This is a genomic window from Clostridium sp. (assembly GCF_018372875.1).
GTDB lineage: Bacteria > Bacillota > Clostridia > Clostridiales > Clostridiaceae > Clostridium.
This window is the reverse complement of sequence record NZ_JAHAIF010000080.1, coordinates 1-8,700: the sequence shown is the minus strand read 5'-3', so window position 1 is coordinate 8,700 and position 8,700 is coordinate 1. Positions and strand designations below refer to the sequence as shown.

12 protein-coding genes and 1 pseudogene are annotated in these 8,700 nt (G+C 28.8%); 8 read left to right on the top strand and 5 right to left on the bottom strand.

Translation table 11 applies throughout. From position 1 onward, the window contains the following. Positions 1-566: 566 nt before the first annotated feature. A complete protein-coding gene (locus KIB46_RS15770; protein WP_156561513.1) occupies positions 567-959 on the bottom strand; it encodes a hypothetical protein in 393 nt (130 codons plus the stop codon). Between the two features lie 466 nt (positions 960-1,425). Here KIB46_RS15770 and brnQ point away from each other — a divergent pair, with 466 nt between their 5' ends. Further along, a complete protein-coding gene (gene brnQ, locus KIB46_RS15765; protein ID WP_156561512.1) occupies positions 1,426-2,694 on the top strand; it encodes a branched-chain amino acid transport system II carrier protein in 1,269 nt (422 codons plus the stop codon). A 37-nt stretch (positions 2,695-2,731) separates the two neighbouring features. Here the strand turns inward: brnQ and KIB46_RS15760 are convergent, their stop codons facing one another. Continuing rightward, positions 2,732-3,130: a MerR family transcriptional regulator gene (locus tag KIB46_RS15760; protein ID WP_156561511.1), complete on the bottom strand. Its 399-nt coding sequence runs from the start codon at positions 3,128-3,130 to the stop codon at positions 2,732-2,734. Between the two features lie 100 nt (positions 3,131-3,230). Here KIB46_RS15760 and KIB46_RS15755 point away from each other — a divergent pair, with 100 nt between their 5' ends. Both KIB46_RS15755 and KIB46_RS15750 read left to right on the top strand, forming a co-directional pair. Beyond that, positions 3,231-4,076 carry an aldo/keto reductase gene (locus KIB46_RS15755; protein WP_291673124.1) on the top strand — a complete coding sequence of 282 codons (846 nt, stop codon included), beginning with the start codon at positions 3,231-3,233 and terminating at the stop codon, positions 4,074-4,076. A 17-nt stretch (positions 4,077-4,093) separates the two neighbouring features. Then, positions 4,094-4,672 (top strand): histidine phosphatase family protein, encoded by a 579-nt coding sequence (locus tag KIB46_RS15750; RefSeq protein ID WP_156561509.1) that lies wholly within the window; start codon positions 4,094-4,096, stop codon positions 4,670-4,672. 35 nt (positions 4,673-4,707) lie between these two features. Here KIB46_RS15750 and KIB46_RS15745 read toward each other — a convergent pair whose 3' ends face one another. Continuing rightward, positions 4,708-5,145: a helix-turn-helix transcriptional regulator gene (locus KIB46_RS15745; RefSeq protein WP_291673122.1), complete on the bottom strand. Its 438-nt coding sequence runs from the start codon at positions 5,143-5,145 to the stop codon at positions 4,708-4,710. A gap of 197 nt (positions 5,146-5,342) precedes the next feature. On the opposite strand from KIB46_RS15745, the gene KIB46_RS15740 reads away from it, so the two are divergent. From KIB46_RS15740 to KIB46_RS15720, 5 genes and pseudogenes are all read left to right on the top strand, one after another. Continuing rightward, positions 5,343-5,546 (top strand): helix-turn-helix transcriptional regulator, encoded by a 204-nt coding sequence (locus KIB46_RS15740; protein WP_291673120.1) that lies wholly within the window; start codon positions 5,343-5,345, stop codon positions 5,544-5,546. Between the two features lie 125 nt (positions 5,547-5,671). Further along, positions 5,672-6,465 (top strand): annotated as a pseudogene (locus KIB46_RS15735) (phage replisome organizer N-terminal domain-containing protein). After that, positions 6,434-7,141 carry an ATP-binding protein gene (locus KIB46_RS15730; RefSeq protein ID WP_156561536.1) on the top strand — a complete coding sequence of 236 codons (708 nt, stop codon included), beginning with the start codon at positions 6,434-6,436 and terminating at the stop codon, positions 7,139-7,141. The pseudogene KIB46_RS15735 and the gene KIB46_RS15730 overlap by 32 nt, the downstream one beginning before the upstream one ends. A 75-nt stretch (positions 7,142-7,216) precedes the next feature. After that, positions 7,217-7,384: a hypothetical protein gene (locus tag KIB46_RS15725; RefSeq protein ID WP_291673118.1), complete on the top strand. Its 168-nt coding sequence runs from the start codon at positions 7,217-7,219 to the stop codon at positions 7,382-7,384. A gap of 120 nt (positions 7,385-7,504) precedes the next feature. Continuing rightward, a complete protein-coding gene (locus tag KIB46_RS15720) occupies positions 7,505-8,074 on the top strand; it encodes a hypothetical protein (protein ID WP_156561506.1) in 570 nt (189 codons plus the stop codon). A gap of 134 nt (positions 8,075-8,208) precedes the next feature. Here KIB46_RS15720 and KIB46_RS15715 read toward each other — a convergent pair whose 3' ends face one another. Continuing rightward, positions 8,209-8,427, bottom strand: a complete 219-nt coding sequence (locus KIB46_RS15715; RefSeq protein WP_065254296.1) for a DUF2922 domain-containing protein — start codon at positions 8,425-8,427, stop codon at positions 8,209-8,211. A 42-nt stretch (positions 8,428-8,469) separates the two neighbouring features. Continuing rightward, positions 8,470-8,700, bottom strand: a 231-nt coding sequence (locus KIB46_RS15710; protein ID WP_291673112.1) for a DUF1659 domain-containing protein, incomplete at its 5' end; no start/stop codon positions are given.

Here is an 8,700-nt window from a genome sequence, read left to right as displayed (position 1 = left end):
TTTGATTTGAAGTATAATTCTTTTGTAAAATGTTTCTTTTTTGCATAAGAATATTTTATCATAAATCCTAAACTCGTAGAGTTTGGGATTTATTTTTTTACAAAAAAAAAGAGCTACGCACTAATTATTTAGTGCGACAGCCCCTTTTTATTATATATAGTAAACCCAATAAGCGTTATCTGATTCTGAAGGGGTTGGATATCTATCTGAACCGGCAACACAAAAACCAACGAGAGATCTCAATCTGTTAACTCTAAGTCTTTCTGAAAAGCTTGGAGTTTCAGAGGTAAACATTATTTTCAGATAAGAGTCAATGTAATAAGTGATTTAACGTAGTTAAAAGTCAATTATAATAGATCATTGGCTTTTGTTATTCATTAAAGATACTTTAGCGAAACAATTAAAAGTTATTGTAATATTAGTACTATAATAGTATTAATATTTAGAACGATTTTTATCACCTCATATAATCAATTATTTAAAAAACGCAAAAAAACAGTAAATGAAGATAATTTATTTCATTAAAGTTGAATATGTTAAATATATTTTCTTAATAAAAATATACTTTAATTAGATTGAATCTCAGATATATCAGTATATGAAACTTTATTTTCAGAAAAACTTATCAAATATGAACTACTACCTTCACAACCTGATAGTGATAGAATACAATTATTGTTCTTAAATTCAACTTTAAAATTATCTTTACTTATAGTAGAACCATCATTAAAAAGAAGTGTATCAAAAAGATCATTATAAAATATATCATCTTTTGTTTTATAGTAAATAAAAATCTTATGTGGGCCAAATGAAAATGAATCTTTAGCTTTTATTTTGATACTATAATTATTAGAACTATATGTATCTATAGTTTGCTTTTTTGAAAAAGTTAAAAAAGATACCAAAACAAGTATTAAAAAAAGTAACAATAAATATGATTTTTTCTTAATTTTTGTCATTTATATATCCTCCTAAAAAGTTATAAATATATTATATCAATAAACTTTACAGAATGTATCTAAGATTAGTTTTATATATGTTAAAATAAAATAATATTACTAGAGGATGATGTAACAGAAGTTGAAATATAGTTGACTCTATGGAAGAAAATAGTTATAATTAAAAAAGAATTAATATTTTTACAGAAGGAAGAAAGCAAAATGATTAATAATATAAACTTAAGTAAGAAAGTAAAAATAAATAAGTATTATTTTAGCTATTATAGTTAGGTTTGTATTTGTGATAGATAGTAATATTAATCATAGATACAGACTAGAGATTGTTTGTATCTATGATGGCTAATTTTTGTTGTTTTTAAGCCACATAGATGATGCTATGTGGTTTTTTCAATCCTAAGAAATAAAAAGCCATGTAGTGTATACTATGTGGCTTTTCTGTATATAAACTAAAGAAAGAGGGATTGTAATGAGAAAAAGAATGGATGTTTTAATTATAGGATTTATGCTATTTGCTAACTTTTTTGGGGCAGGAAATTTAATATTTCCACCATTTTTGGGGGCAACTTCAGGTAGTAATTGGTTAACTAGTTTTATGGGATTTATTGTGGCAGATATAGGAATAATACTTTTATCTATTTATGCCATTGCAAAGGCTGGATCATACCAAAATATTGCTAGTCGTGCAGGTAAAAGGTTTGGTATTGGAATTGAAGTTATTATGATGCTTTGTTTAGGACCAATACTTGTTATTCCTAGAACTAGTGCTACAACTTTTGAGCTAAGTATAGCACCTATATTTGGTGATTTTAATAAAGTTTTATTTTCAATTGTTTTCTTTGCATTAGTATTTTTACTAACAATGAGGCCATCTAAGACTGTAAATATTATTGGAAAATACTTAACCCCAGTACTGTTAGTTACATTATTTATTCTAATTGTAAAAGGTATAATTTCTCCCATTGGGGATATAAAAACAGATATAAATTCAGAAAGTTTATTTGCCCATGGACTTACACAAGGGTACCAAACAATGGATGCCTTAGGGATGGGGGGAGTAGTTGCCTTTATAATAGCCTCATTTAAAAGTAGGGGATATAGTGATAAAAAGGAAGTAGCTAGTCTTACAATTAAGGCTTCTTTAATAGCTGGATTTGGATTAATAGTTGTATATGGTGGACTAGCATTCTTAGGAGCAACTATGTCTAATAGTTATAATGGATTAATGTCTCAAACAGAGCTATTATCTACTATAACTAGAGGTTTATTAGGAAACTTAGGAACTATATTATTAGGTATAATTGTTGCCTGTGCATGTTTTACAACTGCAGCAAGTTTAACATCAATTACTGCTAAATACTTTTCAGATTTAACAAAGAATAAAATTAAATATGAGCATTTAGTAATTGGAATATGCATATACAGTACAATAATGTCCAACCTAGGGGTTGATAGGATAATAGCTATTGCAGTGCCAATACTTACAGTTTTATATCCTGTTGCTATCATTTTAGTTTTACTTAGTTCTATGCCAAAAATATTTACTACTGACAGCATGTTCAAGGGGGCAGCTTATATCACACTTGTTATTAGTGCATTAACTGTTATAGATAGCTTCGGTATTAATATAGGTTTTATACACAAGCTTCCTTTTAATAATCTAGGATTTAATTGGATTATACCTGCATTAATTGGTGCATTTGTAGCTAAGTTAATATCTAAAAATAAAGCCAAATAGAAATAAGCCAATGACTTTAAAAGAGTCATTGGCTTTATTAATCTTCTATATCAATTAAATTGCTTACATATTTTATTTTTCCATCTAATACATCATCATAGAAGGCTTGTTTATTTTCAATAAAATTAATACATTCATTAAGGTCATTAATTTTTTTAACTAAAGATTCGTTTAATTTGTTAAGCATTTCTTTTCTTTCAGGAATTGTAGATGGACCTTCCATACAATAATTCATATATAATTTCATATCCTTAATGCTCATACCGCACTTCTTCAAACATTGTAATCCCTTTAACCATGCAATATTTTTCTCATCAAAAATACGATAATTATTTTTATCCCTTTTCACATTTGGAACTAAACCTTCCTTGCAGTAAAACTTTAATGTTTCGTAAGATATTCCTACTTCCTTACATACCTCTTTTGTTGTAAACATAAAATCACTCCCCAATAATAAAAAACTTGCTCGGTAGTTACTACCGACTGATAGTATATATTATATAGAATTAAATAATAAAAATAAAGGAGAGGTAAAAATGGAATATGTAACTTTAAACAATGGTATAAAAATGCCAGCAGTTGGGTTTGGAGTTTTTCAAATTACAGATAAAGAAGAATGCATTAAGGCTGTAGTAGATGCAATTGATGTTGGATATCGTTTAATTGATACAGCACAATCCTATGGAAATGAGGAGTGGGTTGGACAAGCTATTGCTAAATCATCTATCTCTAGAGAAGAATTATTTATTACAACTAAAGTATGGATTAGCAATGGAGGATATGATAAAGCAAAAGAATCTATAAAAGCTTCCTTAAAGAAAATGAAGTTAGATTATTTAGACTTAGTGTTAATCCACCAGCCACTAAATGATTACTATGGAACTTATAGAGCTATGGAGGATTTATATAAAGAGGGGAAAATTAAGGCTATAGGTGTATCAAACTTTTATCCAGACCGTTTAGTTGACTTAGCTTTATTCAATGAAGTAACACCAGCAGTAAACCAAATTGAGATTAATCCATTTCATCAACAATTAATGGCACAGGATTACAATAGCAAGTATGGGGTACAACTACAGGCATGGGCTCCTTTTGCAGAAGGAAAAAATGGAATGTTTAATAATGCTATCTTAAAGGAAATTGGAGAGGGGTATGGTAAATCAATTGCACAAGTTATTTTAAGATGGTTACTTCAAAGAGGAATTGTTCCACTATCAAAAACAGTTAACAAAGAAAGAATGTTGCAGAATATAGATGTTTTTGATTTTAAATTAAATGAAGATGATATGAATAAAATTTCTGCTTTAGATAAAAAAGAAAGTTCTTTCTTTAATCATCAAGAAGCTTCATCAGTAGAAATGTTGGCAAACCTTATTAGATAATTGGGGGAGAAAGAGTTATGAAAAAAACATTGTATTTAATGAGACACGGACAAACATTATTTAATCTTAGAAGAAAGGTTCAAGGGTGGTGTGATGCTCCATTAACTAATTTAGGAGTTAAACAAGCTATTATTGCTGGAGAGTATTTTAAGAGTAACAACATAACCTTTGATCATGCCTATTCATCTACATCTGAAAGAGCTTGTGATACACTAGAGTATGTTACTGATATTCCTTATAAGAGAGTAAAAGGTCTGAAAGAATGGAATTTTGGCACTTTTGAGGGAGAAAGCGAAGATTTAAATCCACCTTTACCTTATGGAGATTTTTTTGTTAAGTATGGTGGTGAAGATGAATTTGAATTAAGAAAGAGAGTAGCAGAAACTCTTTACGAAATTATGAAAAATGATGATCATAAAACAGTTTTAGCTGTTTCTCATGGAGCTGCTTGTCGTCAATTTATGAGATACTGGGCTCATACTAGTGATGTTGACCAAAAAGAGGGATTAGGTAATTGTTGTATACTAAAATTTGAATTTGAAAATAATGAATTTAAGCTAATAGAAATAATAAATCACGATTTTAGTAAAATATGATTAAATAAAGGGGGTGAAATAATCACCTCCTTTATTTAATCCTCATAAATTTGTATGTAACCCATCTTAAACATTTGAAATTGATAAAACTCTTTACTAGCTTCATAAAGTTTCAATAAATTTATATCCTCCATAGATTCAACAGGATAACCTAAAGAAGTTAAATAATCTTTAAAAAGTTTATAGCTAAGATGATCAGCTGACTTTTTAGTATTAAATTCATATTCATATAAATTACTTTTTTTTAATAAGTTAGATTCTGATGATGTCATTGAATAATCTTGATCAATTATGTCGCTAAGATTTACATTAAATTCTTTGCAAATCTTTTGAGCTACAGTCATGGAAGGCATTCTAGTACCTTTTTCATAATTAGATAAAGAGGGTCTAGATATGCCTATTCTATTTGCAAATTCTTGTTGGGTTAAATTCAACTTAAACCTAAGTTTTCTTATTTTGTTGTTAATATCCATAAAAACACCTCACAATTGGAATTATATACAAATTGTATAAAAAAGTAAACAATAAGTGGGTATAAATAACATAAAAGTTAATTAATTTTACAAAATGTAAAATAATGGTTGACAGCAAGTGTTATTAATAGATATACTTTTTGTAAAGAATATTAACAAAAAATGTAAAAAGTATTAACTTTTATAAGGAGGTAATGATGAATCTAAAGGTTGCAAGGGTTATTAAAGGTTTTACTCAAGAGAGATTGGCAGAAAAGTCTGGAGTGTGTCGAACAATTATTTCAAGGCTTGAACAAAATAAGGGGGAGAACATAAAAAATGATACTAAAAATAAAATTGCAGATGCTCTGAATTTTACTGTTGATGAGTTATTTGGTAAAGATGGTGAGGTGGAATCATAGGGGGAGATATGGATTTCAAAATTCTACAAGCTTATATAAATTTCTGTGAAGTAAAGAAATTAGATGCATCTTGGGAAGGCTTAATTGAATTTAAAAATAATTTTTTTGGGGGAGTAGGGCTTACCATGGATTTAAAATGGATAAAGATAAGTTTAGATATATTTTATGATGAAAAAATGAAGCTAATAGAAGCAATGCCAGAGAATGATACTATAAATTATATTTGGATTAGGTTACTGATTCAAGCAGGAAGGACTAATGCTGGTGGTTTAATTTTTTATCAGAAGGAAAACCTTATACAGAAGAAATGTTAGCTACTATATTTAATAGACCAATAAACTCTATTAGGTTAGGTGTGGGAACGCTGAGAAATTTAGGGATGATAGATATTGACAAAAATAATATTATAAGAATTGTTAATTGGGAAAAATATCAAAATGTAGAAGGTATGGAGAGAGTTAGAGAGCAAACTAGAAAAAGGGTAGCAAAATGTAGAGCTAAAAAGAAAAATGATGTAATGGAAAGTAACGTTACAGTAACTAAAGAGAAAGAAGAAGAAGATAATAGATATATAAATATATCTATTAAGAAAGAGAATGAAGATATAGATAAGAAAAGCATAGAATTAGTCTCTTACTATGAAAATCTTTTAGGCAGAGTTGGAGTGCTAAATATACCATCAATAAGATTAGCTTTAAAAATGTATGATCTTAAATATGTGAAAATGGCAATTGATAAGGCTATTGAAGTGGATAAGATTACCATGGGGTATATAAATGGTATTCTTAAAAACTGGGAAAGAGAAGGGTACCCAAAGGAGAAGGGAGTTAGTAATGGAGGGGAGTTTAGTGGATTTAAACCAAATGAGCCAGAAGTTTTGTCAGAGAATGAGAGAGCAAGAGCAGAAGACCTTATATAAGTGTGAAAAGTGTCGTGATAGAGGGTGGATTATAATTCCTAGAGAACATGCTCAGGCCTTGTTTGTAAAATGTGAATGTCAAAATGTTAATAAGGTAAAGGGACAGTGGAAGGAATCAGGAATTAAAGTGGACATGTGCAAGTATACCTTTAATAATTATAAGGTGTGGAATGATTTTTCAAGAAAAGCTAAGGATAGTGCATCCTCATATTATGTGAAATTTGAGGTTATAAGATATTCAAGGCATAATAGCATTATATTTTGTGGACAAGTAGGTGCTGGTAAAACTCATTTAGCTGTTGCATTATGCCTAAATTTCCTTGAGAGTGGGTTAAATGTTGTGTATTTGCCTTACAGAGATGTGGTTACTTCAATAAAGCAGAATATGTTAGATGGAGATTATTATGCAAATATAATTAACAAATATCAGGTTTGTGATGTGCTTCTTATAGATGATCTTTTCAAAGGAAAGATAAATGAGAGTGATATTAACATAATGTTTGAGATTATAAATTATAGGTATTATAACTGTTTGCCCATTATAGTTTCTACGGAATTTACTATGGACAAGCTTTTAGATATTGATGAAGGGGTTGGCTCTAGAATATATGAGATGTGTAAGAGGTATGTTGTTGAGATACCTAAGAATATTGAGAATAACTACAGGTTAAGGTAATAAAGTTAGAATGGATAAAAGGGGATAAATGAGATAACAAGGTGGACAAGCATTTAATATAAGGATGTGGTAGGTTTGAATGGAGAGGAAGATAAGAGGATTAAGAGGTTAGAAATTGCTCTTAGGGGATATGCTAATAGGAACTTGATATTGGCTATGGAGAATAAGAAGCTAATGGAGGAGAATGAGGGACTTAAGAAAGTTTTGAGGATATTTGAAGAGAGGGTTATTGAGAATGGGTGAAGAGGCTTCTATATGGAGCTTCTTTTTTGTATTTGTAGAAAGTGTTCTTTAAAGATTGAATAATATAGTATTATAATAAATTCATAATAGTATTTAATCTTAAATATAAGGAGGAGTATTATGAAAATAAATCAAATTTTTAATGATGAGGATAAGAAAAGCCTTGAGTATATGTTAAAGTTTAAATATCGTATGCCATATGTACCTTTTGGGAATGAAGAACTGTCTCGTAAACTACTTCACATTTTGACTCCAATATTATATCCGCTTTCTGGATTAGTATATTATATCGGAAATTATATTGCATTTAGCTTTGTATTATTGGTTGCAATACTTTCTACAATGTGGATAATATGGTTTCATTCCAAAGGGAAAAAATATGAACAAAAAGTTGATGATGTAATATATAAATCATCGAAAATATCTGAGGTTACAATAGATGAGGAAAAGATAGTATATAATGATGAGATTGAGGTTAAATATTCTGATATAACGAAAGTAGTTTTTTATAAAAGTTTTGTATTTATTTTCGTAAAAATAAAAGGTTATTTTATTTTGAAGTTAAATAATGAAGAAGGAAATTATTTAAAAACTATTTTAGATCAACATTCTGAAATAAGCCAAGAAATAAAAAATGAACCATTTAATATTTTAGAGTATATTGAAAAGAATGTAATTAAAATGGAATAGAAAAAATTAATTGTACTTGATTAATATAAATTTAAATATATAAGTAAAATTTTATGTCTTAATACTAAGAAAGTAGAAGCTAAGTATATGATAAAAGAAGAGGCTTCAATTAGTAAGCCCCTTCTTTTCATATATTAAGCTACTTCAAATTTAGTAACTTGTCTTTGTACTAACTGAGCTGAATACTTCCCAGTTAATGTACCATTCTTAGTAAGGAAAATATCCTTTTCTATAATGGCATCCATTAAAGTAGAAGCTTCAGCTTGAGTTAAGTTTTCCTTAACTCCTTCAATAGAGATAGTAGACTTATCTCCATTAGATGTAGTAAAAGTCATAGATAAAGTGTATTCCATAACCTAGTTCCCCCTTTCTTTAAGATTTAGAAATTACACCTGTTACGCTTGGTCATTGTCAAGCAAGTTAGAGTCATTTAGGTAGTAGTTTCTAGTTGGATTCTTCAATACTGCTTTTACAGCATCTGCAACAGCATATACATTTTCAACAGCAGCATCGCCCTTAACTCCAGCAAAAGATTTCTTTCTGTAAGTTGGAGCTCCGTTTTTGTCTGATCCATTTTCCACTTCAATAACTAAAGCAGAACTAGCTAAAACCTTAGTAATTGCCAT

Excerpts from the sequence above, each read along its gene's own strand:
- KIB46_RS15750 (WP_156561509.1), top strand. The coding sequence starts at position 4,094 with ATGAAAAAAACATTGTATTTAATGAGACACGGACAAACATTATTTAAT.
- KIB46_RS15755 (WP_291673124.1), top strand. The coding sequence starts at position 3,231 with ATGGAATATGTAACTTTAAACAATGGTATAAAAATGCCAGCAGTTGGG.
- brnQ (WP_156561512.1), top strand. The coding sequence starts at position 1,426 with ATGAGAAAAAGAATGGATGTTTTAATTATAGGATTTATGCTATTTGCT.
- KIB46_RS15720 (WP_156561506.1), top strand. The coding sequence starts at position 7,505 with ATGAAAATAAATCAAATTTTTAATGATGAGGATAAGAAAAGCCTTGAG.
- KIB46_RS15745 (WP_291673122.1), bottom strand. The coding sequence starts at position 5,145 with ATGGATATTAACAACAAAATAAGAAAACTTAGGTTTAAGTTGAATTTA.
- KIB46_RS15770 (WP_156561513.1), bottom strand. The coding sequence starts at position 959 with ATGACAAAAATTAAGAAAAAATCATATTTATTGTTACTTTTTTTAATA.
- KIB46_RS15740 (WP_291673120.1), top strand. The coding sequence starts at position 5,343 with ATGAATCTAAAGGTTGCAAGGGTTATTAAAGGTTTTACTCAAGAGAGA.
- KIB46_RS15760 (WP_156561511.1), bottom strand. The coding sequence starts at position 3,130 with ATGTTTACAACAAAAGAGGTATGTAAGGAAGTAGGAATATCTTACGAA.
- KIB46_RS15715 (WP_065254296.1), bottom strand. The coding sequence starts at position 8,427 with ATGGAATACACTTTATCTATGACTTTTACTACATCTAATGGAGATAAG.
- KIB46_RS15730 (WP_156561536.1), top strand. The coding sequence starts at position 6,434 with ATGAGAGAGCAAGAGCAGAAGACCTTATATAAGTGTGAAAAGTGTCGT.